The organism is Endozoicomonas sp. (assembly GCF_051008435.1).
GTDB lineage: Bacteria > Pseudomonadota > Gammaproteobacteria > Pseudomonadales > Endozoicomonadaceae > Endozoicomonas_A.
Map to the genome: position 1 here is coordinate 16,565 of NZ_JBPCXO010000106.1, position 26,240 is coordinate 42,804.

The following is a 26,240-nucleotide window of genomic DNA, read 5'->3' on the forward strand; positions in this document are numbered from 1 at the left end:
ATGCTGCTCTGGCTTGCGGATTTTCTGTCGCAATACTATCACGGCTTTGCCGTTTTCAAATATCTTACACTCAGGGCGATTCTGGGTGTGCTCACTGCTTTGGGTATGGGGCTCTGGCTAGGGCCTCATATGATTCGCCGGCTGAGCTATCACCAGATTGGTCAGACTGTCCGTGATGATGGTCCTCAGTCTCACCTCAGCAAAGCGGGAACACCCACCATGGGTGGTGCGCTGATTCTGGTCTGTATTGCCGTCAGTACTTTGTTATGGGCTAACCTGAATAACCGCTATATCTGGGTGGTTTTATTGGTGACAGCGGTATTTGGTATTGTTGGCTGGGTGGATGATTACCGGAAGGTGGTCGAAAAGAACTCAAGGGGTTTGCCAGCACGCTGGAAGTTTTTCTGGCAATCTGTGGGTGGTCTGAGTGCGGCTGTTTTTCTCTACGCTACCGCCAAATCACCCGTAGAGACCAGTCTGATTGTCCCGTTCTTCAAAAGTGTTGTGATTGATCTCGGTCCTTTCTTTATTGTGTTGGCTTATCTAACCATTGTCGGATGCAGTAATGCTGTGAATCTTACCGATGGCCTGGATGGTCTGGCGATAATGCCTACCGTGCTGGTGGCTGCTGCCCTGGCTATTTTTGCGTATGCCAGTGGTCATGCAAACTTTGCCCAGTACCTGCTGATTCCCTTTGTCCCCGGCTCGGGTGAGCTGGTGGTCTTCTGTGCTGCCATAGGCGGTGCGGGTCTGTCCTTCCTCTGGTTTAACACCTATCCCGCTCAGGTCTTTATGGGAGATGTAGGGGCACTGGCGCTGGGAGCTGCATTGGGTGTGCTGGCGGTTATTGTTCGTCAGGAAATCGTACTGATCATTATGGGCGGTGTTTTTGTCATGGAGACCGTTTCGGTCATTTTGCAGGTGGCGTCGTTTAAGTTAACGGGGCGCAGAATATTCCGTATGGCTCCTTTGCATCATCATTTTGAACTTAAAGGGTGGCCAGAGCCCAGGGTGATTGTTCGTTTTTGGATCATCACACTGATTCTGGTTCTCATTGGTCTTGCATCACTGAAGATTCGTTAACACAGCTTGGTCGGGATTTTATACGCGTGTCAGCATTGATTAGTTCAAATCGTACAAGAGTAGTTGTGGGACTCGGCAAGACCGGGTTGTCCTGTGTGCGATACCTTGCTGAAAAACAGCGGTCATTCAAAGTGATGGATACACGGGAGAATCCTCCTGGTATCGATGAGCTCAGAGCTTCTTTTCCTGATATCCCGGTCCACCTGGGTGGGCTGAATGTCGATTGGCTGCAGGAAGCAGATGAGTTGATTCTCAGTCCGGGTATTGCTCTTGCTACCCCAGAGATTGCCAAGGCAGTCAATAACGGGGCTGAAGCGATCGGTGATATTGAACTGTTTTGTCGGGACGTGGATAAGCCTGTAGTAGCCATCACCGGCTCTAATGGCAAAAGTACTGTGACGACCCTGCTGGGTGAAATGGCTAAGGAAGCGGGCTTGAATGTTGCCGTTGGCGGCAATATCGGTACTCCAGCTCTTGAACTGCTTGAACGGACGGACGTCGACCTCTACATACTTGAGTTATCCAGCTTCCAGTTGGAAACGACTCACACTTTAAGGGCGGCAGCTGCAACCGTATTGAATGTCAGTCCTGACCACATGGACCGCTACGATTCCATGATGGATTACCATAAGGCTAAACAGCGTATATACCGTGGTTGCAAACATGCTGTATACAACAAACAGGATGCATTGACCGTCCCCTTGCTTCCTGAGGCTACTGCAGCGACAGCGTTCACTTCTGGTAAGCCGGATTTGCACGACTATGGATTGATTGAGGATGACGAAGGTACCTGGCTTTGCAAAGGGGTCGAAAGACTTTCGAATACTGCAGCCATGAAATTACCGGGCCGTCACAATCAAGTGAATGCGCTGGCTGCACTCGCTCTGGGTGATTCAGTGGGTATTCCCATGGTGTCAATGCTGGATGCTCTCAGTCGCTTCACGGGTCTTTCGCATCGTTGTCAGTGGGTTGCAGAAAAAGATGGGGTGGTGTGGATTAATGATTCAAAAGCCACCAATGTAGGCGCATCCGTTGCGGCTATTGAAGGTTTGGGGGAAACCCTGACCGGAAAAATTGTTCTCATAGCGGGCGGTGATGGCAAAGGAGCTGATTTTAATCAGCTGAAGCAGCCGTTACAAAAATATGGCCGTGAAGTCGTGCTGATGGGGCGAGATGCAGCTGACATTGAAATAGCTGTTAGTGAAGTGATCCCTGTTCAGTTTGCTGAAGACCTGGCTGCAGCCATAGCACGCGCTTATGAAGTCAGTGAAAGTGGGGATGCAGTCCTGCTGGCACCTGCCTGTGCCAGTTTTGATATGTTCAATAGTTTTGAGCAACGGGGTGATGTTTATACCGCTCTGGTCAGGGAGCGGCTTGCATGACTCTGCACCAGAAGCTTCTCAGCGAGATAGCGTCACCCTTTACCGGCAAGAGCAGTGCTCTTGATCTGTCTTTGTTGGGTGCGGTGCTGGGGCTTCTGGTCGTTGGTCTGATTATGGTCAGTTCCGCATCTATGGAAGTGGCGGGCAGTCTGTATTCCAACCCATTCTACATTTTGATCAAACAGGGTTTGTTTGTGGGTGCCGGCCTGTTTTTGATGGGAATCATGCTGATAGTCCCGGTGAAGACAGTAGAAAAATACAGCTGGGTCTCTCTGTTCGGTGGTCTGGGACTCTTAGTGATAGTGCTGGTTGTAGGTCGGGAGATTAATGGCAGTGTTCGTTGGATTCCTCTTGGTTTTTTCAACCTTCAGGCTTCCGAAGCTGCCAAGTTGATGATTGTTGTTTATCTGGCTGCCTATCTGGTTCGTCGACTTGAAGAAGTTAGAACGAAATGGACAGGCTTTCTCAAGCCTATGGCGATTCTCTTCGTCTCTTCAGTGTTGCTGTTAATGGAGCCGGACTTCGGGGCCCTTGTAGTATTGATGGGCGCATCCATGGGAATGATTTTTCTGGCAGGAGCCAGGCTCTGGCAATTCATTATTCTGATCCTGCTGCTGGTCGGCTTTATTGTCGCCCTGATTGTTTTTGAACCTTATCGTATGGCTCGTCTGGCTTCTTATATGGATCCCTGGGCCAATGCTTTTGGCAGCGGATATCAGTTAACTCAGTCCCTGATCGCTTTTGGACGGGGTGAGTGGTTTGGTGAGGGCCTGGGTAATAGTCTGCAGAAGCTTTTCTATTTGCCAGAAGCTCATACCGATTTTGTCTTTGCGGTTCTGGCTGAAGAGTTTGGTGTGCTCGGGGCAGTTTCTGTCCTGACTTTGATTCTGTTTATATCCTGGAGAGCCATGCAGATTGGCTTCAGGGCTGAGGCGAAAAAATTACTGTTCCATGGCTATGTGGCCTACGGAATTGGTTTGTTATTTGGCAGTCAGGCGTTGATCAATATTGGTGTTAATACCGGATTGCTGCCAACCAAAGGGTTGGCATTGCCTCTGATCAGTTATGGAGGCAGTAGTCTTTTGATTAACTGCCTGGCCTTTGGATTATTGTTGCGAATTGATTATGAGCGACGGCAGTTTAATGTCGAGACAGAGAAAAAAAGCAGGGGGGCGTCATGAGTGCTACTGATAAACCTGCTGTTTTGATAATGGCGGGCGGTACAGGCGGGCATATATTTCCTGCGCTGGCCACGGCAAGAGAGCTTGAGAAGCGTGGTTATGCTATTCACTGGTTGGGAACGCCCAACAGTATGGAGGCAGAGCTGGTTCCGCGTCATGGGTTTGAGATTAGTTTTATTCCAGTCACCGGACTGAGGGGCAAAGGGTTGAGCTTTTTGCTTAAAGCACCCTGGAAGCTTGTTATCTCACTGCATCGTGCTTTGAAAGTAATACGTAGCTGTAAGCCTGTTTGTGTGCTTGGTATGGGCGGGTTTGTGACTGGACCAGGTGGAGTAGCAGCGCGATTGGCTGGTATCCCTCTGGTGATCCATGAGCAGAATGCCATTGCCGGATTCACTAACAAGATATTGTCCAGAATTGCCCGCAAAGTGCTGCTGGCTTTTCCCGATGCATTTGGTTCTGTAAATGGCTCTGGAAAATTTATTCTGACCGGTAATCCTGTAAGAACAGATATTGCTGACCTGGGTAGACCTGCAGAGCTGACTGGCAGAGCTTTAAAGCTGCTGGTGGTGGGGGGCAGTAGAGGTGCGGTGGCGATTAATCAACTGGTTCCGAGAGTGCTGGCAAAGTTTAAAGGTCGTATCGAGGTCTGGCATCAAACCGGCAAGAATAACCTGGATGCTACCCGGGAGCTGTATTCTGAGCTGGGTGTGAGTGGTCGGGTCGAGCCCTTTATCGATGATATGGCCGGGGCTTATGAATGGGCTGATCTGGTGGTATGTCGGTCAGGCGCTTTGACGGTTTCAGAGTTGGCCATGGCCCAGAGGGCTGCTGTACTGGTGCCATACCCATACGCTGTTGATGATCATCAAACAGTCAATGGGCAATATCTGGTGAATCAGGGGGCAGCCCTGATGGTGCAGCAAAAAGATTTGAACGAAGACTGTCTTATAGACATGTTAGAAAATATTGTGGGCAATCCCGAGCAGCTGGTCACTATGGCCAGGGCTGCAGGCAGTGTTGCCAAGCCTATGGCGGCTGAAGAAGTAGCTGATCATTGTCTGGAGGTGGCTCATGCCTGCTAATAAACCTATCTTTCCTATTGCTCCTATACCCGAAATGCGTCGTATAAAACGCATCCATTTTGTCGGTATTGGCGGTTCGGGTATGTGTGGTATAGCGGAAGTACTGAAGAACCAGGGGTATCAGATCTCTGGTTCAGACATCAGACGCTCTCCGGTTACAAAGCGACTTGAAGATCAGGGTATCACCGTCTTTATTGGTCATGAAGCCGAAAACGTTAAAGGGGCTGATGTCGTTGTGACTTCAACCGCCGTGGCATCAGAAAACCCGGAAGTTGTTGAAGCAAGGGAGCAGCGTGTGCCCGTTGTGCCCAGAGCAGAAATGCTGGCTGAGCTTATGCGCTACCGTCATGGGATTGCTGTCGCGGGTACTCATGGCAAGACCACGACCACCAGTTTACTGGCGTCTGTGCTGGGGTATGGCGGACTGGATCCTACTTTTGTGATTGGTGGCCGCCTGAATTCTGCAGGTACCAATGCCAAGCTTGGAGGCAGCCGTTACCTGGTCGCAGAGGCTGATGAGTCTGATGCATCATTCCTTCATCTGCAGCCTATGGTTTCTATTGTGACCAATATTGATGCAGATCATATGGCGACATATGAAGGAGATTTTGGCAAGCTAAAGAAAACCTTTGTGGATTTTCTTCACAACCTGCCATTTTATGGTCTGGCAGTAGTGTGTATTGACTGCCCTGTAGTGCAAGAACTGTTACCATTAATTAAACGACAAATAATTACCTATGGTGAGAGTGAAGAAGCGGATTTCCGTGCTGTCAATATTCAACAAAAAGGCATGAAAACCAGTTTTGAACTGGAACGGAAATTAAACGACAATAAAAAGGTAAAAGTTGAGCTGAACATACCCGGCCGCCACAATGTTCTTAACGCACTTGCTACCTATGTCGTTGCATCGGATGAAGGTATGCCCGATGAGGTCATCTGTGAAGGACTGAAGCAGTTTCAGGGTGTGGGCAGACGATTCCAGGTGCAGGGGCATTTTCAGACAGAATCTGCCCAAGTCATGCTTGTTGATGATTACGGGCATCACCCCACCGAGGTGGCTGCAACGATCAAGGCCATACGGGCCGGGTGGCCTGACAAGAGGCTGGTTATGGTTTACCAGCCCCACCGCTATTCGAGAACCCGCGATCTTTACGAAGATTTTGTTGAGGTGCTGTCCCAGGTCGATGTGTTGCTCTTGATGGAAGTCTACCCGGCAGGGGAAGAGCCGATTCCAGGTGCAGACAGTCGAAGTCTTTGTCGAAGTATTCGTCAGAGAGGCCAGCTGGAGCCTATTTTTATCTCCAGCCCTGATGAAGTGGGAACCGTCTTGCAAGGCGTTGTTGAAGACAGTGACCTGGTTCTGACCCAGGGAGCCGGAGACATCGGAGCTTTGGCTGCGAGACTGGCGGCAGAGCTTGGAGAAAAGCTGGAAGACAAAACTCAGGATGGAAGGGTAGCTTGATGATGTATAGCCAGGAACAAGTTCGTGAAGTTATTGATCCAAAAGCTTTTGGAAAAGTAGCTGTTTTACTGGGTGGTTGCTCGGCTGAACGGGAAGTGAGTCTGGCTTCAGGAAAGCGAATCTTCGAAGCATTACAAAGCAGTGGTGTAGATTGTTGTCTGGTTGATCCGGTTGAAGGTCTGGTCAGTCAGTTGGTGGAAGAGAAACCTGATCGAGTTTTTATTGCCCTGCACGGGCCGCGTGGTGAAGATGGCACTGTTCAGGGGCTGCTTGACCAAATGGATATCCCCTATGCTGGCAGTGACATCATGTCATCGGCATTGGCTATGGATAAGTACAGAAGCAAGCTGCTCTGGCAGGCGGTTGGGTTGCCAACCCCTGATTTCATGCTGATTGAGCATGCAGATAACCTCGACTGCTGTGTTGAAATATTGCCAGCCTTTGTAAAGCCGAGTCTTGAGGGTTCCAGTGTCGGTGTTGCCCGGGTCGATCGGGAACAAGATCTTTTGCCTGCCTGGGAGCAAGCTTCCGGGTATGGTGGGTCAGTATTGGTGGAGCAGTTTATTGATGGGCCTGAGTTCACGGTCACCATTCTTAATGGCCAGCCTCTACCCGCTATTCGAATTGAGTCGGCAGAGTCATTCTATGACTATGAAGCCAAGTATGTCTCTGGGAATACACAATACCATCTGCCCTGCGGGCTGACCGACAGCAAGGAGCAGGAGTTGCAGGCTTTGGCTCTGACGGCTTTCGAGACGTTGGGCTGCTCTGGCTGGGGTCGAGTTGACTTCATGCAGGACGAGAGAGGGCGCTTTTGGCTACTGGAAGTGAACACTGTACCAGGTATGACTGATACGAGCCTCGTCCCTATGGCTGCAAAGTCTGTGGGTTTGAGTTTTGAAGCGCTGGTTCTGGAGATTCTGAAGTCGTCCCTGTCACCGGCTCATCAGAAAGATGGCGGAATAAAGGGAAGTAAAGAGCTTGTACAAGCAGAATCAGAAGCCATCTGACGAGTCAGCCAGACGCAGTCGAGGGGCGAGTCGAGGCAATGAGAAAAAACAGGCGCGCTATATTCCCTGGCGCCGTTTGCTGGTCCTGACCACTGTTTGTGCTCTGGCCGGATCTCTGCTTTGGTTCTGGCCAGCGTTGATGAAGTGGGTTAACCAGCCGATAGCACGAGTGGAAGTGCGTTCTACGTTCAATTATCTGGAACGTGGTGATGTTGAAAAACAGTTGGCTCCCTGGTTGGAAAACCGATTTTTTTACCTCGACCTGGAAGAGATGCGAAGGGTTGTTTTAGAGATGCCCTGGGTTCGGGAAGCCAGTTTACGCAGAGAGTGGCCGAATACCCTGGTGGTCCGGCTGGAAGAGCGTAAGCCGATTGCCCGCTGGCAGGATGATGGGTTGATCGATGTTGATGGTGAGGTCTTCAGGCCCGGATTGCTGGATGTATTCAGCAAGCTGCCAAAACTGGCAGGTCCAGAAGATCGTTCGCAGGATGTTATGCAGCAATACCTGGCATTTAGTCAGGTGATCAGGCCTCTGGGGGTCGCTGTTCGTGAGTTGAGACTCAGTACGACAGACTCCTGGTGGCTGAAAGTGGATCATGTTGATGTCAATTTGGGACGTGATCGAAGAATGGAAAGACTGCAGCGTTTTATCAGGCTATATCATTCAAGGCTTGATGATCGCTGGCAGGATGTAAGGCGCGTTGACTTGCGTTATTTAAATGGGGCTTCGGTGGCCTGGAAACAGCTATAAAGATCTGTGTTTCTCGGTTTCATGGTACCACTGGAGTAATGGGTTCGACGCACTGACTATTACAGGTTGAGTGGTTTGGGAAGATAGATGCCATGACAACGGCAGATAACGGAAATTTAATCGTCGGACTCGACATTGGTACTTCCAAGGTTGTGGCGATCGTGGGTGAAATAACCGCAGATGGTCAGCTGGAAGTGATCGGGATCGGCTCGCATACCTCGCGGGGTTTAAAGCGAGGTGTTGTGGTCAATATTGACTCTACAGTCCATGCCATTAAAAGGGCGGTGGAAGAGGCAGAATTGATGGCGGGTTGTCAGATTCACTCCGTCTATGCCGGCATTGCAGGAAATCATATTCGCAGCCTGAACTCCCATGGCATTGTGGCTATCAGGGAGCGTGAGGTTACCCGGGCTGATATTGACCGGGTTATTGATGCAGCGCAGGCGGTCGCGATTCCTGCAGATCAGAAAATTCTTCATATTCTTCCTCAGGAATATGTGATTGATACTCAGGAAGGTGTGAAAGAGCCTCTGGGTATGTCGGGTGTGCGACTGGAAGCTAAAGTGCATTTGGTGACCTGTGCAGTCAATGCTTCACAGAATATCGAAAACTGTATTAAACGTTGCGGTCTGGAAGTAGACGACATTATCCTGGAACAGCTGGCTTCCAGCTATTCAGTGCTTTCAGAAGATGAAAAAGAGCTCGGTGTGTGTATGGTGGATATTGGTGGTGGTACCACTGATATTGCCATCTTCACTCAGGGGGCTATTCGACATACAGCGGTCATTCCAATAGCGGGTGATCAGGTGACGAATGACATCGCCATGGCTTTGAGAACGCCCACTCAGCATGCAGAAGAGCTTAAGATTAAATATGCCTGCGCTCTGATCCAGCTGGCCGGTGCTGAAGATATGATCAAAGTGCCCAGTGTTGGGGACAGACCCGCCAGGGAGTTGTCACGACAGTCTCTGGCAGAAGTGGTTGAGCCCAGATATGATGAACTGTTCACCTTGATTCAGGCGGAATTGAGACGCAGTGGTTTTGAGGATCTTATTCCGGCAGGTATCGTATTGACGGGGGGAACCTCCAAGATCGAAGGAGCTATTGATCTGGCAGAAGAAATTTTTCATATGCCGGTCAGGCTCGGTATGCCCCAGGCCATTCAAGGGTTGGCAGATGTCGTATGTAATCCTATTTATGCGACAGGTGTCGGGCTGCTTCATTATGGTTTGAAAGCTCAGCAGGAAGGGCGCAGGGAAACCGCTGGTTTCAGCAGAAAGGAAGAAGGCCTGCTCAATCGGCTTAAAAAATGGTTTCAAGGTAACTTCTGATTGAGGGGCTGGTGCCATCAATAGAAGTGTTCGCTTTCGTAGGGCAATAAACAGATTGTCTGCGGCAAAAGAGGAACGCACTGTTCAAAATAGTATTTTGCAGAGTGTTTTTACGGTAAGTAAACGAGGTGTTGTGGCAATGAATATTCAGATAATATCCTGTTTACGGTGATAGAAAGGAGAGGGCCATGTTCAAACTGGTGGATAATGTACCGCAGGAAGCGGTGATAAAAGTCGTAGGCGTAGGTGGCGGTGGCGGTAACGCGGTTTGTCACATGCTCAATAGTCAGCTGGAAGGGGTTGAGTTTGTCTGTGCCAATACTGATTCTCAGGCACTGAAAAAACAGCACCTTCAAGCGCATACTCATCTGCAGCTGGGAGCCAATATTACTCGAGGTCTCGGTGCTGGAGCGAACCCGGAAGTGGGTCGTGAAGCTGCAATGGAAGACAGAGACCGGATTTCAGAAGTGTTAGCCGGCTCTGATATGGTTTTCATCACTGCCGGTATGGGGGGGGGGACAGGAACCGGGGCTGCGCCGGTTGTGGCTGAGATTGCCAGAGAGATGGGAGCCCTGACCGTTGCGGTGGTCACCAAGCCATTCTCATTTGAAGGTCGTCGCAGAATGTCAGTGGCAGAAGAGGGTTTGAATCAGCTTAAAGAGAGCGTAGACTCCCTGATCTGCATTCCCAATGAGAATCTTCTACCCGTTTTAGGGCGTGATGTCAGTTTGCTGAACGCATTTGGTGCGGCTAATGACGTACTGCTGGGTGCTGTTCAGGGTATTTCGGAATTGATTACCCGTGACGGTCTGATTAACGTAGACTTTGCTGACGTGCGTACTGTTATGTCCGAAATGGGCATGGCTATGATGGGTACAGGTTCTGCTACAGGCAGTAGCAGGGCTATTGAAGCTGCTGAGCGTGCTATTCGCAGCCCTCTTCTGGAAGATGTTAATCTTCAGGGAGCTCGTGGAGTGCTGGTCAATATTACTGCAGGTCTGGATCTTTCTGTGGGTGAATTCCACGAAGTGGGTGATACTGTACGTGAATTTGCTTCAGATAATGCCACCACAGTGGTTGGCACGGTTATTGATCCAGAAATGACGGATGAATTAAGAGTAACGGTTGTTGCAACTGGCCTGGGAGAAGGTGAGAAGCAGGAGCAGTCACTCAAGGTGGTTGATGGTTCCAAGTCCAAGGCGACCCGTCCTGACGGTACCCTGAACCTCAAGGAGCTCGATATTCCTCCTCATGTTCGCAATAAAACTGCGGAACAGCCTGAGACTGAGGAAGTTGAGAAGCCCCGCAGGCAGGCACCATCAACTGACAATGTAGATTACCTGGATATACCGGCGTTTTTACGTCGCCAGGCCGATTGAATGAATGACCGGTTGTGTCATATGTAACTTTTGTTACAATAGGTCGTTGCATTTAAATAACAGGGGCCTTTGAGGTCGCGGAATAGCGTTATCATGATCAGACAGCGTACCCTGAAAAATATTATTCGAGCTACGGGAGTGGGGTTACATTCCGGTGAAAAGGTCTATCTGACCCTGAAGCCGGCTCCCGTCGATACCGGCATTATCTTCTGCCGCACAGATCTTGATCCTGTGGTAGAGATTCCTGCTCGCGCGGAATATGTCGGACAAACTACCCTGTGTACCTCTTTGCAGAAGGATGGTATTCGGGTTGATACTGTTGAGCACTTGCTTTCAGCAATGGCTGGGCTGGGTATTGATAATGCCTATGTCGAAGTCAGTGCTCATGAAGTGCCAATTATGGACGGTAGTGCTGGTCCATTTGTTTTCCTGATCCAGTCAGCTGGTATTCAGGAGCAGGATGCTGCCAAGAAGTTTATTCGCATCAAGAAAGAAGTGACCGTTACTGACGGTGAAAAGACTGCTACTTTCAAGCCATATGACGGTTTCAAGGTCAGCTTTACTATCTATTTTGATCACCCTGTCTTCAAAGGTCGTTCGCAGACCTCTGAGATTGATTTTTCCAGTACTTCTTTCGTGAAAGAAGTGAGTCGTGCCCGTACTTTTGGATTTATGCGTGACGTAGAATACCTGCGCTCCCAGAATCTGGCTCTGGGGGGCAGCGTTGACAATGTTGTAGTGGTTGATGACTACCGCATTCTTAACGAAGACGGCCTGCGTTATCATGATGAGCTTGTTAAGCACAAGATTCTGGATGCCATCGGTGATCTGTACCTTCTGGGTAACAGTCTGATTGGTCAGTTCGTGGGCTACAAGTCCGGACATGAGTTGAATAACAAGCTGGTTCGTTCTCTGCTCGAGAACGAGAGTGCCTGGGAGGTGGTCACCTTCGAGAATGCTGAAGTGGCACCCATTTCCTATCTCAAGCCGGTCGCGGTCACTGCGTAACCTAATGGGAATGCACTGATCATCTTTCAAAAAAGGTCGCAGAAGCGACCTTTTTTGGGATTCTCTCAAATTAAGTGCTTTTGGATTTAAATGAAATCTGAAGCCTGAAGCAGTTACGAGCGAAGAAAAATAGGGATGTAGGAGAGCGGCAGCAAAGTGACTTTTTTTTCCAGGGTCCTGTAGTTTGCATGGTTGTGTCAATTCTCCATAACTGAATAGCGTTGTCCTGTCTCAGGACAGGTTATGGATATGACGCTCTATCGTCTTTTGCATTGAAGCCCGGGCGATAGGTTGCGATTTCCATAATAATAGAGTCAATGCGATTTATTGGTTTGAGTCGATAATCTGAATGTTCCGTACTCTGTAGAAGGACTTTGCAGGCGCGGAGACTATAAAACCATTGGGAGTACAGGGCTTCTTTAGATGAAAGTCATTGTTGTAAAACAGGATCACTCTCGAACGCAATCGTTCAGAGTTACAGGTAAGCGGCTGGCACTGGCTGCTATTTCGGCGATTTCGCTCTGTATGATGCTGGGCGGAGGGGTTACTTATCTTTTGCTGAATGCTGAGCCTGGTGTTGTCCTGACAGAAGAAGGCTTACAGCAATGGCAGGAAACCCTGAGGGGTCAGAAAAAGGAAGTTGAAAATGTTCGTCTTGCCGCAGAGCGACAGATTGATGCCCTGACCATTCGTCTTGCTGAGCTGCAAGGCCGTATTACCCGGCTTGATGCTCTGGGTGAGCGGCTCACCGTTGAAGCCAAGCTCGATGATGGTGAATTTTCATTCGATGAAGTGCCTGCTATTGGTGGCCCAGAAGAATTACCTGCCAGTGAATCCCTTTATTCAAAACCTTCTCTAATTGACGCCATTGATCAACTGTCTGAGCAGATAGATAGCAGAGAGCAGCAGTTTGATATTCTGGTCAGTCTGGTGGCTAACAGAGCTATCAGTGATGATGCTTTTGTTGCTGGTCTGCCGGTCAAGAAAGGCTGGCTGTCTTCACGTTTTGGTCAGAGAACGGATCCTTTTACCGGAAAAAGAGCCTGGCACTCTGGTATTGATATGGCCGGAAAAAGAGGCTCTGACATTATTGCGGTGGCTGCGGGTGTTGTAACCTGGTCAGGTGATCGTTTTGGTTATGGTCTGCTGGTTGAAATTAACCATGGCAATGGCTACGTGACTCGTTATGCGCACAGTCAGGCCAGTAAGGTTAAGGTGGGTGATATTGTCACTCGTGGTCAGGCTATTGCTGAAATGGGGAGTTCCGGCCGCTCAACAGGTCCTCATGTTCACTTTGAAGTGATACGCAATGGTAAGCATGTAGATCCTCAGCGCTATATCTATCGGGCCAGCAAGTAGCTTTGTCCGTCATCACGACCTCCTTGTTTATCATGGCAGGGGGCGGGTTATGAATAACACTTTTTTAATTCAAAAATCGATCCAGTCTAAAAAGTAAATATCTGATCGTCTGAACTGACGATGAAAAAAATAGTCCGCCTGCCCTTGAAACTCTTCTTTTCTGTCCTCATATCCATTGTTGGCAAGTATAAATGCTTCAAGTATAAATGCTTCAAGTATAAATGCTTATAGGTGCTGAATTTTCTGCATCTTATCAGTCTTGCTGCAGCGTCGAGCGTTGACGTCGGTCAATAAAACGCCATCTTGGGCTTTATGTTTATGGCTTATGAATCATTCAGGGCCAGATTTATAGCTAATATGGATGAGAATTTTGTGTGATTGTCATAGAATATTCGGCTGTTATTTAGCTTGTCTGCCCACCCGGGATTGTTGGCAAGAGAGGCAGCCCCGGAATTAGAGTGAGACTGTAACCAATCTATGTTAGCTTCGTTAGTCAAAAAAATTATCGGCAGCCGGAATGATCGCCAGCTGAAACGCATGAGCAAGTTGGTCAAACAGATCAATGCTCTGGAAGATCAACTGTCTGATCTCAGTGATGATGAGCTCCGTGCCAAGACCCAGTCGCTAAAGGATCGCTATCAGCAGGGTGAAAATCTGGATGCTTTGCTACCAGAAGCCTTTGCTGTAGTCAGGGAAGGCAGTAAGCGCAGTATGGGGATGAGGCATTTTGATGTCCAGCTGATCGGTGGTATTACTCTTCATGAAGGTCGCATCGCAGAGATGAGAACCGGTGAAGGTAAGACACTGATGGCTACTCTGCCTGTTTACCTGAATGCGATCACAGGTAAAGGTGTTCATGTTGTCACCGTCAACGACTACCTGGCTCGTCGTGATGCCCAGTGGATGAGTACTCTTTATGAGTTTCTCGGGCTGACCGTTGGAGTTGTGGTTCCTCAGCAGTCTCCAGAAGAAAAAAGAGAAGCCTATCAGGCTGATATTACCTACGGCACTAATAACGAATTCGGCTTTGATTATCTTCGTGACAACATGGCTTTCCGTAAGGAAGACAAGTTTCAGCGTGAGTTGCACTATTCCGTAGTCGATGAAGTGGACTCTATCCTGATTGACGAAGCCCGTACTCCGCTGATTATTTCTGGTCCGGCTGAAGATTCTTCTGAACTGTATAAGCAGATGAACAAGCTGGCTCCTCAGTTGAAGAAGCAGGAAGGGGAGCTTGAAGAAGGTGAAGAGCCAACGGGCCATTATCTGGTGGACGAAAAAACCCGTCAGGTTGAGCTGACTGAAGTGGGTCATCTGTTCATTGAAGAGCAGTTACAGCAACTGACATTGCTTCCAGAAGGTGAGAGTCTTTACTCTGCTCATAACCTGAACATGCTGCACCATGTGAATGCAGCATTGAAAGCGCATGTACTGTTCACTCGCAATGTTGAATACATTGTGACAGAAGGCGAAGTCCTTCTTGTGGATGAGCATACAGGTCGTACTATGCCGGGTCGTCGCCTGTCAGAAGGCCTGCATCAGGCGTTGGAAGCCAAAGAAGGACTGAGTATTCAGGCCGAGAGCCAAACTCTGGCTTCTACAACGTTCCAGAACTACTTCCGACTCTATGAGAAGTTGTCTGGTATGACCGGTACAGCCGATACAGAAGCCTTCGAACTTCGTCAGATTTATGGTTTGGATGTTATTGTTATACCTACCCATAAACCTATGGTGCGTCTGGATGGTAATGACCTCGTCTATCTGACTATCGAGGAAAAATACGAAGCCATCATTGCGGACATCAAGGAAACAGTGAAGGAAGAGCGTCCTGTTCTGGTGGGTACGGCTTCCATTGATTCTTCTGAGTTGCTGTCGAATGCCCTGAATAAGGCAAAAATTCCCCATAATGTTCTGAATGCCAAATTCCACGAGAAAGAAGCTGAGATCATTGCCCAGGCTGGTCGCCCCGGCGCCATCACCATTGCCACCAACATGGCAGGCCGTGGTACCGATATTATTCTGGGAGGAAGCTGGGAAGCTGAGATAGCTGCTCTGGAAACTCCATCCCAGGAGCAGGAAGATCAGATCAAGTCGGATTGGCAGAAGCGTCACAAGGCGGTTCTGGAGTCTGGTGGTCTGCACATTATCGGTACTGAGCGTCATGAATCTCGACGTATCGATAACCAGCTGCGTGGTCGATCTGGTCGTCAGGGTGATCCGGGTTCATCCCGCTTCTACTTGTCTCTGGAAGACAATCTGATGCGTATCTTTGCTTCTGACCGTGTGAAGAGCTTCATGAAAGCTCTGGGCATGGAAAAAGGTGAAGCCATTGAGCATCGGATGGTGACCAATGCCATTGAAAAAGCTCAACGTAAAGTAGAAGGTCGTAACTTTGATATTCGTAAACAATTGCTTGAGTACGATGATGTTTCGAACGATCAGCGTAGAGTTGTTTACAGACAGCGTGATGAGCTACTGAACTCAGAGAACGTCCAGTCCAGCATAGAAAACATGCGGGACGAAGTGGTTAACGATGTTATTTCTCAGCATATTCCACCTGAAAGTCTTGAAGAGCAGTGGGATGTGAAAGGTCTGGAGCAGAAGCTTAACGCTGAACTGGCTATCCAGTTGCCAATCAAGAAATGGCTGGATGAAGATGACAAGCTGGAAGAAGAAGGCCTGAGACAGAAGATTCTTGATGAGGTGGTTACCAGCTATAAGCAGAAAGAAGAGCTTGCTGGTGAAGAACCTTTAAGGAACTTCGAGAAGCATATCCTGTTGCGTGTACTGGATGACAAATGGAAAGAGCATCTGGCGACCATGGATCACCTTCGTCAGGGCATCCACTTGAGGGGCTACGCCCAGAAGAACCCTAAGCAGGAATACAAGCGTGAAGCTTTTGAGTTGTTCCAGTCCATGCTGGAAGAGATCAAAACAGACACCATTCGTATTTTGTCTCATGTTCAGGTTCAGCAGGATGACAAAACGGAAGAAATGGAAGAGCAGCGTCGTCAGGAGTTGATTCGTCGCATGCAGTTCCAGCATGAACAAGCTCAGGGGTTATCTGATGACTCTGAGGAAGAGGCTGAGTTGCCAGAAGGTGCGGCTGAACCGTTTGTTCGTGAGAGCCGGAAGGTAGGTCGAAATGAACCTTGTCCTTGTGGTTCCGGTAAAAAGTACAAGCAGTGTCACGGCAGAATTGTCTGACCCTGGCATAATGCTTTAAAGATAAACAGGTCGCTTTTGCGGCCTGTTTTCTTTTTTGCCCTGTTTTACATCAGCTGATTTATTGCTGCATTGCGGTATAATCGATGCTCCCTATCATTCGGCCAGATAAGAAGTCCAATGGAGCAACTCGTATTAAAGCCCATCTCCCGTGTGCAAGGGGAGGTCTCTATTCCTGGCTCAAAAAGCCTGTCCAATCGTATCTTGTTGCTGGCTGCGCTGGCAGAGGGTACAACCACCATTACCAATCTTCTGGACAGTGACGACGTCCGCTATATGTTGAAGGCCCTCAAAGAGCTGGGTGTTCAGTATCAACTGTCAGACAATAATACTGTTTGTACAATGACCGGGTTGGCTGGTCCCCTGGGTTCTGGTCAAAGCCTGACTCTATTTTTGGGAAATGCCGGTACCGCTATGAGGCCGTTAACGGCAGCATTGTGCCTGGGAGAGGGTTCGTACACTCTGACGGGTGAGCCCAGAATGTATGAGCGTCCAATTGGTGATCTGGTCTCCTGCCTTGCCCAGGCGGGTGCAAACATTGAATATCTGGGGAAGGAAAATTATCCACCGCTCAAGATTGCGGGCACCGGCCTCAAGGGTGGAGAAGTCAGTATCAGAGGTGACATTTCCAGTCAGTTCCTGACCGCTATGCTGATGGCTGCTCCTTTGGCTAAGGGCAGAACGGTTATCACGATTGAGGGTGAGCTGGTTTCCAAACCCTATATAGATATTACCCTTTCCGTCATGAAGCGCTTTGGTGTTGATGTTCAGAATAACGAATACACTAGCTTTGTCGTTGAGGGAGGGCAGACTTACCGCTCTGTGGGTGAAATCATGGTGGAGGGAGATGCTTCTTCGGCCTCTTACTTTCTGGCGGCAGCAGCCATCGGCGGTAAGCTGAAGGTGCATGGAACCGGAAATGCCAGTGTTCAGGGTGATGCCCGATTTGCCGAGGTTCTGGAGCAAATGGGGGCTAAAGTTACCTGGAGTGATAACTGGATTGAAGTGGAAAAAGGTGAACTCAAAGGCGTTGATGTTGATCTGAACCACATCCCTGATGCAGCTATGACCATTGCCACTACAGCTCTGTTTGCGCAAGGGCAGACTGCTATTCGGAATATCTATAACTGGCGGGTCAAAGAAACAGACCGGCTTTCAGCCATGGCCACAGAGCTGCGTAAAGTAGGCGCTGAAGTGGAAGAGGGTGAAGATTACATTGTGATTAATCCACCTGAGCAGGTCATGTCTGCAGCAATAGATACCTATGATGATCACAGGATGGCCATGTGTTTTTCGCTGGCGGCATTTGGTGGTCGTCCCGTCACTATCAACGATCCTGGTTGTACCTCAAAGACTTTTCCAACCTATTTTCAGATATTTGAAGAAATACGCGAATAATTAGTTACAAAATGTGAATAATTAACTATAACTATGCTTCACAAATGGTCAGCTGACTCACACTCTCTGACCTGGCTTTTTATATTAATGACCGCGAATATTCAGCCCTTGCAGACTTTGCCGCCACTCTCATGATTCGGTTGGGCTGAGTAAGTCGACTTGTGCATTGATTTGGAATTAACAGAGAGGAGATGGACAAACCATGGCAGTAGGACCGGAAATCTGGCCAGAGATGTTTCCCGTCAGTGGATTTCGCCTGGGGACAGCAGAGGCTGGTATCAAAAAGCAGGGTCGCAAGGATCTTGTGCTTATGAACTGGGATCAGGGGGCGTCCGTTGCTGGTGTTTTTACCCTGAACCGTTTTTGTGCTGCTCCAGTCCATCTTGCCAAGAGCCGTATCAACGGAGCGCCTGAATACTTTGTAGTCAATACGGGCAACGCCAATGCGGGTACTGGCGAACAGGGTATGAATGATGCGTCTGCGGTTTGTTCTGCTTTGGCTGAAATAGCTTCCGTATCAGAAGACCAGGTGCTGCCTTTTTCAACCGGTGTTATCGGAGAGAAACTGCCCGTTGACAGAATTGTATCGGGTCTGCCGACAGCATTCTCGGGTTTGAGTGAAGATGGCTGGTGTGCTGCAGGAGAAGGAATACTGACGACAGATACTCGACCTAAAGGTTGCAGTCGACAATTTGAGGTCGGTGGCAAGCAATTTACGGTAACGGGTATCAGTAAAGGGTCAGGTATGATCAAGCCTAATATGGCTACCATGCTTGCCTTTATTACCACGGATGCTTCCGTAGATCAGGCTGTATTGCAGAAGCTTCTTTCTGATGCGGTTAATCTGTCGTTCAATAGAATTTCTGTCGATGGTGATACGTCTACCAATGATTGCTGCATGCTGGTTGCTACTGGGAAGGCTGGCAACGAACTGTTGATGCAGTCTGAAGGTGGGTTGTATCAGGCACTCAAGCAGACGATTGAAGAGGTGGCCGTCAATCTGGCTCAGGCGATCGTCAAAGATGGAGAAGGTGCTACCAAGTTTGTAACGATTCAGGTTGAACAAGCTGAGAGTGTTTCTGATGCGCTGGAAGTGGCGTATACCATTGCTCATTCACCTTTGGTAAAAACAGCTTTGTTTGCCTGTGATCCGAACTGGGGCAGGATTCTCGCTGCAGTGGGAAGAGCTGAGATCAGTGAGCTGAACCTTGATAAGGTTGCCATTTGGTTAAACGACGTTTGCATTGTTGAAAAAGGAGGTGTTGCCGGGTCCTATACCGAAGCACAGGGCGAGCGGGTGATGAATCAGGAAGAAATTCTGATTCGTGTTCTGCTGGGAGCCGGTGATATTACGGAAACGATCTGGACGACGGACCTTTCACATGAGTACGTTCGTATTAATGCCGAATATAGAACTTAAAACGTCTTGCAGCTATTAATCGTCCGGCAGCCTCGACAATCTGTTTTTTAAGGAAGCTTGTCGAGGCTTCCCTGTCTCACCCAAAAGCCTTCAGTTTGCCTCAGTTTTTTCCCGAACATTCTTACTCATGAAAAGAGACGGCACCTTAACGGAGAAGTGAGGGTGTAGATTGGGATATTTAAATTTTCTTTTGGTAAAAAATACCACTCCTGCTGATACTGTTGGGAGTGTGGACGTGAATAGGGGTCGAGAGTTGAAGAGGCATGCTGAGAGTTGTCGATGAGTGAGTAGTGAGACTCTGTAAAAAGCTCTTGATAAGATAATGCGATTATTACGATCTATCGTGAATACTTTTTGGCTCACGGCGGGTCGAACACTATTACAAGGCAATGGGTTATGTCTTTAGAAAAGCAGGCGGGTGTCAGGAAAGTAGTGCATGTTGCAGTGGCTGTTATTCGTGGGGAAGATGGGCGAATTCTTATAGCCCGTCGACCCGATGATAAGCATATGGGTGGATATTGGGAGTTTCCCGGGGGTAAAGTCGAAGAGGGTGAACTCATTACGACTGCCTTGAATCGTGAACTAAAGGAAGAGCTGGATATCGAAGCTGGGCATTTCCAGAAGCTGATTTCCATTCGACATGACTACCCGGATAAATTGGTCTATCTCGATACCTGGTGGGCAGAAGATATCAAGGGCCAGCCCCGTGGTAATGAGGGTCAGGAAATTCGCTGGGTTGAATTGAAAGAGTTGCCTGAACTGAATTTCCCTCCTGCTAATGGACCCATTGTTACTGCGGCCCTTTTGCCAACCCGTTATATGATTACCGGCCCGTTTGATGCCGCTGCTGAATTGTTGGAAAAAGTCAGCTATCAGATTGAGCAGGGAATAGAGTTAATTCAGTTTCGGGCTCCGTGGCTCGATGAGGCAGCCTATCAGCATTTAGCCAGAGAATTGCACCACCTTTGTCGGGAAACCAGTGTCAAATTACTTCTGAAAGGGGGTCCTGATAAGTTGGCTAATACTTGGTGTGACGGTTTGCATTTGACCTCGAAGCAGTTACAGCAAGATGGGGTTGATTGGAGAGCTGCTTGTCGACAGGGGCAATGGCTGGCAGCTTCTTGCCATAATCAGCAGCAAATTGATCGAGCAGCAAAGTTAGGTGTCGACTTTGTAACACTCTCACCGGTGATGCCCACTAATACCCATCCGGGTTGTGAAACTCTGGGAGAGGAAAGAGCTGCTGAGCTGACGGAGGGCTGTCCTATACCGGTTTTCTGGTTGGGAGGGATGTCGATTGCTGACGAGCCAACAATAATAGAGTCGGGTGCCCAGGGAGTGGCAGCCGTTGGCGCTTTTTGGTCTCAGATACAATAGGGGCAGGATTGTCATTATGTTACCGGCTCCTAATCTTAATGAAGATGCATGATTTGCAGGGAAGCAAATGTCTCACCCAAGTATCGGACCTGGTGGTAACAGATCTACATCAGGGCTGCCCACTGATTCAACATCTCCAGCATCATTGCCCTCGGGTCATGATTCTCTGGGGAGATCCATCGATTCATTGACAAGTCAGCCTGTCACTGAAGGGCTGCATACCAGGTCTTCAAATCATGATCAGCGCCAGATACAGGATCGAGGTGTTACCTACTACCAAGAGACTGGGCAGGCTGGCAGAAACATACTGCCTTCAATTAATGATCGACCGTTCAGGGAGTATTGGGAAGAAGTACCTGGGCAGATTCATCAAGGTGTTGTTGATCATAAATTAATGCGAATTAAACCAGAGGTCAGGGGTACAGAGAAAGAAGCAGGCTCTTCCAAAACCGAAAAAAAGGAAGATGTCTGGCATGTAAAAACACCGGGGCATGAAACGAGAGCCGAAAAGTTCAAGCGTCTGCTGCAAAAGGTGATCTACCTCATTACCGGAAAATCGTATAAAGCCCATTTTTACGATAATCGAAAAATTCTGGCCCAGAGAGAATGTCTCGCAGCTGAAGCTTATAAGAAAGCTATGGGATATGGTGGGGAGTATATTTATCGTTACAGCCTGGACGAAAAACAGCAGGATCATTGTGTGGCTTCAAAAGATCTGAGGGGCTACTATCCGGGTGATACTTTCTTCCATCAAGCATTATTCCCTTCTATTTGCCAGTTTACCGATGACCATAATCCTGCCACTAATCTGGTGATGCGGCGCTTTCTATTGGGTGATCAGGACTACCTCAAACTCGATAATTATCTCTTCAAACAAGCCGAGGGTGATGAGTTAGCAAAGGTAGAAGAGGGTGATGAATTGCTTACAGGTAAGTTAATCAGCATTGATTTTGGTATGTCTTTTTACAACCGGTTTTCCCTGCCAGAAAACTGTTCTGTAGAGCAGTTTTCAGAAAAGCTTTTGCGCCCTTCAAGATTGCACAGAGTTCAGTACCGTGGGCAGAAAACCTTGCTGAACATGGTTGAGCAAATGCCAGGGGAGCAAGTGAGCAGATCCATACAGGTGGCCTTGGAGAGGATAGCCAGATTAACAGACCAGCAGCTTGGTGAGCTGGCTGAACATATGCACCAGCCAGAAGTTCGTGAGGCCATGTATGAGGTTTTGCAGTTCAAGAGGGCTCAGGCTAAAGCTCTGCTAAAGCAAGAGCCCTGGCCTGTAGAGTTGGGTGCTGGGAGAGGGTTTTCAGTGCTTTAGATCGTCGATATCGCTCGACATCAGGTCGTCGAATGTCGGGCTTCCGGGAATTGAGCGTTCTTCGTTTGCCCAGGCTCCAAGATCGATTAATTTGCAGCGTTCAGAGCAGAAGGGTCGAAACTTGTTTTCTTTCTTCCATTCCACGTCTTTGCCACATTTAGGGCACTTCACAGTTGTTGGCATTGAATTACTAAACCAGAAGAAGGTGGGTGGCTTCCTATGGGAAGCCACAGACTATTAATGTTCGTCTTTGGGGGGCTGAGGAGCGACAGGCGTTTGCATTTTCTGCTTTTCGATGCCGGAATCGCCCAGTAGGCCGAATGTGACGGTATAGAGCAGTGATGGGTCAACATCACCAAAGGATTGATAGCCGACAAACTTGCCTTGCCTATTGAGCAGTTTTGAGTCCGGGAAGTTCAGTTTCAGTACTTCAAGGGTTTCGTTAGCGGGTTCTATCAAGCCCATTCGTTGATAGCCTTCCACCATAACACCCAAAGCGGGTTCTACAGCCGGTGTTTTTTGCATATTCTCAACGACGTACTTCCCACGGTTAACCGCAGCAACATAAGCTTTTCGCTTCATGTAATAGTTGGCAGCATGAACTTCATACTCTGCCAGGCGGTTTCTCAGGGCTACCATGCGCTGACGGGCATCGGGTGCGTATTTGCTGTCCGGATAACGGTTCAGCAGCTCACGAAACTCATTAAAAGACTGACGAGCCTGGCCTGGATCACGCTTGGTGTTATCCAGTGGCAGGTAACGCTCAATCAAGCCCATGGCGGCAGTATTTGATGCCAGGCCTTTCATGTAATAGGCGTAGTCGGCATTAGGGTGTTGTGGGTGCAGACGCAGAAAACGATCTGCTGCTGCCCGTGACGCCTCAGGCTCAACATTCATGAAATAGGCATAAACGAGGTCCAACTGGGCCTGTTCAGCAAAGGATCCAAAGGGGTAACGTGACTCAAGAGTACGCAGTCGCTCTACAGCCTGTGAGTAATTCTTGTTATTCAGTGACTGGTTGGCCATCTGGTAAAGTTCGGCCTCAGTCAGGGATTCCGGGAGTTTCTCTTTCTCGGGGGTTGATGAGCATCCTGCCAGAACCACCGCAGCAAGGAACAGACATATCAGGCGCGAAAATACCAGGCGCGAAAAAGTCGTTTTGAGTATTGTCATGGTGTTTACAGTTTCCGTACTCCGGCATGATTGTGAGGAGAACTGATGCATCAGGCCTCCCCTGAACGTTTGGCTGGGAAGCAGGTTTGATAAAGTTTTGAGCATAGCTCAGCCTGTTTCCGCTGGTGTGATAAACTACCTGCCTTTATCCAAACTAATTTAAACACAGTCCGCTGTAAAACGAAAAGAAACTGGGTCTATAAATATCATTCTGCTGCGTTCAGAAAGACCCGGCTTTTTCATAACCCCGATTTAATGCAGCATTTGGGCGGTAGCGGCTGAGATTATTTTTTCGTTGATGACGCCAGGATCCCGGTTGAGAAACAGTGCTTGAGCATTGTTCTCGGTCAGGCTCCTAGAACTTGAGAAGTGGTTAATGAGTGAGCAGATCAATCAGCAGGTGATTGTGCCTGATGAGCTGGGGAGTAAAAGACTGGATCAGGTGGCTGCCAGCTGCTTTCCGGACTTTTCCAGAGCACGCCTTCAGGAGTGGATTAAAAACGGTGATCTGCTGGTGGATGGCCAGAAGAAAAAACCAAAAGACAAGCTGGTCGGTGGTGAGCAGCTGATACTCAGTGTTGAAGTGGAAGATGAGCAGCGCTGGGAGCCAGAAAATATCCCACTCAACATCCTCTATGAAGATGATGTCATTCTGGTTATTAACAAACCGGTGGGGTTGGTGGTTCATCCAGCGGCGGGCAACTATTCAGGTACTCTGCTGAATGGTCTTCTGTACCACTTTCCTGAAATTGCTTCAGTGCCCAGAGCGGGCATTGTTCATCGTCTGGATAAGGATACTTCAGGGCTGATGGTGGTTGCTAAAACACTGGCAGCCCATACCGATCTGGTAGCGCAGCTCCAGGATCGAAGTGTCAGTCGGGAGTATGAAGCGGTTGCTCAGGGCGTGATGACCGCAGGTGGCACGGTGAATGAACCGATTGCCCGTCACCCAATTCATCGTCTTCGTATGGCGGTAGTGGCCAGTGGCAAACCTTCTGTAACTCATTATCGGGTTCTGGAGAAGTTTAATGCTCATACCCATGTGCGCTGCAAGCTGGAAACCGGCAGGACGCACCAGATCAGGGTGCATATGAGTCATATTCGCTTTCCTCTGGTGGGTGATGATCTGTATGCTGGCCGTCTGAGAATTCCCAAGGGATGCTCAGCCGTTCTGGAAGAAGCTCTGAGAGGTTTCAAACATCAGGCACTCCATGCCAGAAAGCTGGGGCTTATGCATCCTGTTACGGATGATTACATGGAGTGGGAAGCGCCCCTGCCCGATGATTTTTCAGAGCTGCTGACCGTATTAAAAGAAGACGCTAAAGAATCCTGAGCAGGACAGTTTGCCTTTCGGGGCGATGCGTGGCTCAGGGGGCTTTTTTTGCTACAGGCGTTTGAAGTAGAGAGAACTGAACATGTCTGACGATCGTTACCTGTTCCCGGACTGGCCAGCGCCCAAAGGCGTCAGGGCTTTTGTAACCCTGAGATCCGGAGGGTACAGTCAGGGCGTTTTCAACAGTTTTAACCTGGGGCTGCGTTCCGGTGATGATCCTGATGTAGTGGAAAAAAACAGGGCGTTGCTGGGGGAGTGCTGTCACTGGCGCTATAGACCTCAGTGGCTCAAGCAGGTTCATGGTGTTGAAGTAGTCACGGCAAAACCGGATAGCATTGAGAGGGAAGGGGATGCTGTCTGGACGGATCAGCAGGGATTGCCCTGTGCGATTTTAACAGCGGATTGTCTTCCGGTGATTTTCTGTAATGCATCGGGTACTCGTGTTGCCGCTTCCCATGCTGGCTGGAAAGGGCTTCAGGCCGGTGTGCTTGAAGCCACGGTAGAAACCATGGGGGATGCCCCTGATCAGATTTTGGCCTGGTTTGGCCCGGCAATCAGCCAGTCGCATTTTGAGGTTGGGCCTGAGGTTCGCGAGGCTTTTTTAAGTTTTGATCCAGAGGCAGAGTCTGCCTTTATTCCCGGTCAGGGAGATCGCTGGTATGGAGATCTCTATCAACTGGCCAGACTTCGATTGGAAAAACTGGGCGTGAAGCGAATCAGTGGTGGTAATTTCTGCACGTTTAAGGAAGAAGATCGCTGGTTCTCCTACCGAAGAGATGGGGCGCAGTCTGGTCGTCTAGCCACATTGATCTGGATTGAATAAAGCAGGATGAGCCCTCTTGGTGAGGGTTCAGCTCGTTACTCATCGAAGGCTTTAGACAAAACTGACATTGCTCAATGACTCTCAGTGAACATAGAGCAATGATTTAAGTATATATACCCATCGCCTTTCAAGTTGCTATGTTGTTGTCAGCGTTCGCTCACCCCGATCACCTACTACTCGTAGGCTCACGGGGATTCGCTCTCTTGCCGCCTACTACGGGTATTCGCTCTCTTGCCGCCTAGTAGCAACTTGAAATCCAATGGGTATATATATCTACTGCTTATAACTCCCCTAGTGTAACATCGAGCCCACTATAGGGAGGTAATGATGTTATTTGACTGGGATGATAACAAGAGAGAGAAAGTCCTTAGAGACCACGGTATCGACTTTCTTGACGCTATGGATGTCTGGGATGACCTACTTAGACAAGAACGTTTAGACCTTCGCCATGACTATGGAGAAGATCGAATTCAGACCATCGGTAAAACACGCTTAGGCGTCCTGTTTGTTGTATACACGGAAAGGTTCACTCACGATGGCGACGATATAACTCGTCTTATCTCTGCTCGACTTGCTGAGAGAGATGAAATAGACCAGTATCACACTAGGACATTCGAAAGGGCTACTGATTATGGTTAAACCTATTACACGTGAAGAGGCCAAGAAGTTAAGGAGCAGAACCGATGTAGAGCGCCTCAAGCGCATGACTAATGATGATATTAGGCGAGCTGCTGAGAACGATGAGGATGTCCCTCTACTTTCCAAGGAAGAACTTCAGGAATTCCAACTAGCCTCTGATAGGAGAAAAAGGAATGATAAAGAAAGTAAATAATCCAAGAACAAAAGAAGAGCTAAAAAAGCTTCCCAGGCGAACACAATGGGGTAAGGTTCTCAAGGAAGCTGAGGATAAAGGGTTGATTAAGAATCGTAGAACCTTTTAACTGCTTCAGTGACTTGGTTATTGTAATTGAGAGCGCCCACGCTCCTAGCCGGGACATTTCATAAACATGCTCCCGCTCTCACTTGCCCTTTGCCGCTCTAAGGGAGTTTTACTCAGTCGACCGTACTCCCCGGTACGGCACTCCTTCGCAAAATCCCTTAGAGCGACAAATGCCTGCGCGAGATTCGGCGCAGTTTATGAAATA

General features: G+C 48.8%; 22 protein-coding genes. 20 read left to right on the top strand and 2 right to left on the bottom strand.

Annotated elements, in window-relative coordinates:
* The 16 genes from mraY (at window position 1) to ACR2PX_RS04845 (ending at window position 21,766) form a co-directional block, all read left to right on the top strand.
* Window positions 1-1,083: a phospho-N-acetylmuramoyl-pentapeptide-transferase gene (mraY, locus tag ACR2PX_RS04770; RefSeq protein ID WP_433998221.1), complete on the top strand. Its 1,083-nt coding sequence runs from the start codon at window positions 1-3 to the stop codon at window positions 1,081-1,083.
* Between the two features lie 65 nt (window positions 1,084-1,148).
* Window positions 1,149-2,465, top strand: a complete 1,317-nt coding sequence (murD, locus tag ACR2PX_RS04775) for a UDP-N-acetylmuramoyl-L-alanine--D-glutamate ligase (RefSeq protein WP_433998222.1) — start codon at window positions 1,149-1,151, stop codon at window positions 2,463-2,465.
* The gene (gene ftsW, locus ACR2PX_RS04780) at window positions 2,462-3,646 is read left to right on the top strand and encodes a putative lipid II flippase FtsW (protein WP_433998223.1); all 1,185 of its coding nucleotides are present in this window, start codon (window positions 2,462-2,464) and stop codon (window positions 3,644-3,646) included. Before murD ends, ftsW begins: the two co-directional genes overlap by 4 nt.
* Entirely contained in the window at window positions 3,643-4,731 is a 1,089-nt protein-coding gene (gene murG, locus ACR2PX_RS04785) for an undecaprenyldiphospho-muramoylpentapeptide beta-N-acetylglucosaminyltransferase (RefSeq protein WP_433998224.1), read from the top strand. Before ftsW ends, murG begins: the two co-directional genes overlap by 4 nt.
* A complete protein-coding gene (murC, locus tag ACR2PX_RS04790; RefSeq protein ID WP_433998225.1) occupies window positions 4,721-6,193 on the top strand; it encodes a UDP-N-acetylmuramate--L-alanine ligase in 1,473 nt (490 codons plus the stop codon). Before murG ends, murC begins: the two co-directional genes overlap by 11 nt.
* The gene (locus ACR2PX_RS04795; RefSeq protein WP_433998226.1) at window positions 6,193-7,203 is read left to right on the top strand and encodes a D-alanine--D-alanine ligase; all 1,011 of its coding nucleotides are present in this window, start codon (window positions 6,193-6,195) and stop codon (window positions 7,201-7,203) included. Before murC ends, ACR2PX_RS04795 begins: the two co-directional genes overlap by 1 nt.
* Entirely contained in the window at window positions 7,175-7,954 is a 780-nt protein-coding gene (locus tag ACR2PX_RS04800; RefSeq protein WP_433998227.1) for a cell division protein FtsQ/DivIB, read from the top strand. Before ACR2PX_RS04795 ends, ACR2PX_RS04800 begins: the two co-directional genes overlap by 29 nt.
* Window positions 7,955-8,046: 92 nt before the next feature.
* Window positions 8,047-9,285, top strand: coding sequence for a cell division protein FtsA (ftsA, locus tag ACR2PX_RS04805; protein ID WP_433998228.1), 1,239 nt, complete (start codon window positions 8,047-8,049; stop codon window positions 9,283-9,285).
* A 188-nt stretch (window positions 9,286-9,473) separates the two neighbouring features.
* On the top strand, window positions 9,474-10,664 hold the full coding sequence (gene ftsZ / locus ACR2PX_RS04810) for a cell division protein FtsZ (RefSeq protein WP_433998229.1): 1,191 nt from the start codon (window positions 9,474-9,476) through the stop codon (window positions 10,662-10,664).
* Window positions 10,665-10,757: 93 nt separating this feature from the next.
* Entirely contained in the window at window positions 10,758-11,672 is a 915-nt protein-coding gene (gene lpxC, locus ACR2PX_RS04815; RefSeq protein WP_433998230.1) for a UDP-3-O-acyl-N-acetylglucosamine deacetylase, read from the top strand.
* 423 nt (window positions 11,673-12,095) lie between these two features.
* The gene (locus tag ACR2PX_RS04820; protein WP_433998231.1) at window positions 12,096-13,031 is read left to right on the top strand and encodes a M23 family metallopeptidase; all 936 of its coding nucleotides are present in this window, start codon (window positions 12,096-12,098) and stop codon (window positions 13,029-13,031) included.
* Between the two features lie 477 nt (window positions 13,032-13,508).
* Complete coding sequence (secA, locus tag ACR2PX_RS04825) at window positions 13,509-16,238, top strand: preprotein translocase subunit SecA (RefSeq protein ID WP_433998232.1); 2,730 nt, start codon at window positions 13,509-13,511, stop codon at window positions 16,236-16,238.
* Between the two features lie 138 nt (window positions 16,239-16,376).
* On the top strand, window positions 16,377-17,654 hold the full coding sequence (gene aroA / locus ACR2PX_RS04830) for a 3-phosphoshikimate 1-carboxyvinyltransferase (RefSeq protein WP_433998233.1): 1,278 nt from the start codon (window positions 16,377-16,379) through the stop codon (window positions 17,652-17,654).
* Between the two features lie 202 nt (window positions 17,655-17,856).
* Window positions 17,857-19,074: a bifunctional glutamate N-acetyltransferase/amino-acid acetyltransferase ArgJ gene (gene argJ / locus ACR2PX_RS04835; RefSeq protein ID WP_433998234.1), complete on the top strand. Its 1,218-nt coding sequence runs from the start codon at window positions 17,857-17,859 to the stop codon at window positions 19,072-19,074.
* A 396-nt stretch (window positions 19,075-19,470) separates the two neighbouring features.
* Window positions 19,471-20,451, top strand: a complete 981-nt coding sequence (locus tag ACR2PX_RS04840) for a Nudix family hydrolase (protein ID WP_433998235.1) — start codon at window positions 19,471-19,473, stop codon at window positions 20,449-20,451.
* A 187-nt stretch (window positions 20,452-20,638) separates the two neighbouring features.
* Complete coding sequence (locus ACR2PX_RS04845; RefSeq protein ID WP_433998236.1) at window positions 20,639-21,766, top strand: hypothetical protein; 1,128 nt, start codon at window positions 20,639-20,641, stop codon at window positions 21,764-21,766.
* Here the strand turns inward: ACR2PX_RS04845 and yacG are convergent.
* Window positions 21,755-21,949, bottom strand: coding sequence for a DNA gyrase inhibitor YacG (gene yacG, locus ACR2PX_RS04850; protein WP_062268881.1), 195 nt, complete (start codon window positions 21,947-21,949; stop codon window positions 21,755-21,757). The genes ACR2PX_RS04845 and yacG overlap by 12 nt on opposite strands.
* A 54-nt stretch (window positions 21,950-22,003) precedes the next feature.
* Window positions 22,004-22,939: an outer membrane protein assembly factor BamD gene (locus ACR2PX_RS04855; RefSeq protein ID WP_433998237.1), complete on the bottom strand. Its 936-nt coding sequence runs from the start codon at window positions 22,937-22,939 to the stop codon at window positions 22,004-22,006.
* A gap of 376 nt (window positions 22,940-23,315) precedes the next feature.
* Between ACR2PX_RS04855 and rluD the strand changes: the two genes are divergently transcribed.
* From rluD to ACR2PX_RS04875, 4 genes are all read left to right on the top strand, one after another.
* Complete coding sequence (rluD, locus tag ACR2PX_RS04860) at window positions 23,316-24,272, top strand: 23S rRNA pseudouridine(1911/1915/1917) synthase RluD (protein ID WP_433998238.1); 957 nt, start codon at window positions 23,316-23,318, stop codon at window positions 24,270-24,272.
* An 82-nt stretch (window positions 24,273-24,354) separates the two neighbouring features.
* The gene (gene pgeF, locus ACR2PX_RS04865; RefSeq protein WP_433998239.1) at window positions 24,355-25,095 is read left to right on the top strand and encodes a peptidoglycan editing factor PgeF; all 741 of its coding nucleotides are present in this window, start codon (window positions 24,355-24,357) and stop codon (window positions 25,093-25,095) included.
* A 324-nt stretch (window positions 25,096-25,419) separates the two neighbouring features.
* Complete coding sequence (locus ACR2PX_RS04870) at window positions 25,420-25,734, top strand: BrnT family toxin (RefSeq protein WP_433998240.1); 315 nt, start codon at window positions 25,420-25,422, stop codon at window positions 25,732-25,734.
* Window positions 25,735-25,907: 173 nt separating this feature from the next.
* Window positions 25,908-26,036: a hypothetical protein gene (locus tag ACR2PX_RS04875; RefSeq protein ID WP_433998241.1), complete on the top strand. Its 129-nt coding sequence runs from the start codon at window positions 25,908-25,910 to the stop codon at window positions 26,034-26,036.
* The last annotated feature ends 204 nt before the right edge of the window (window positions 26,037-26,240 follow it).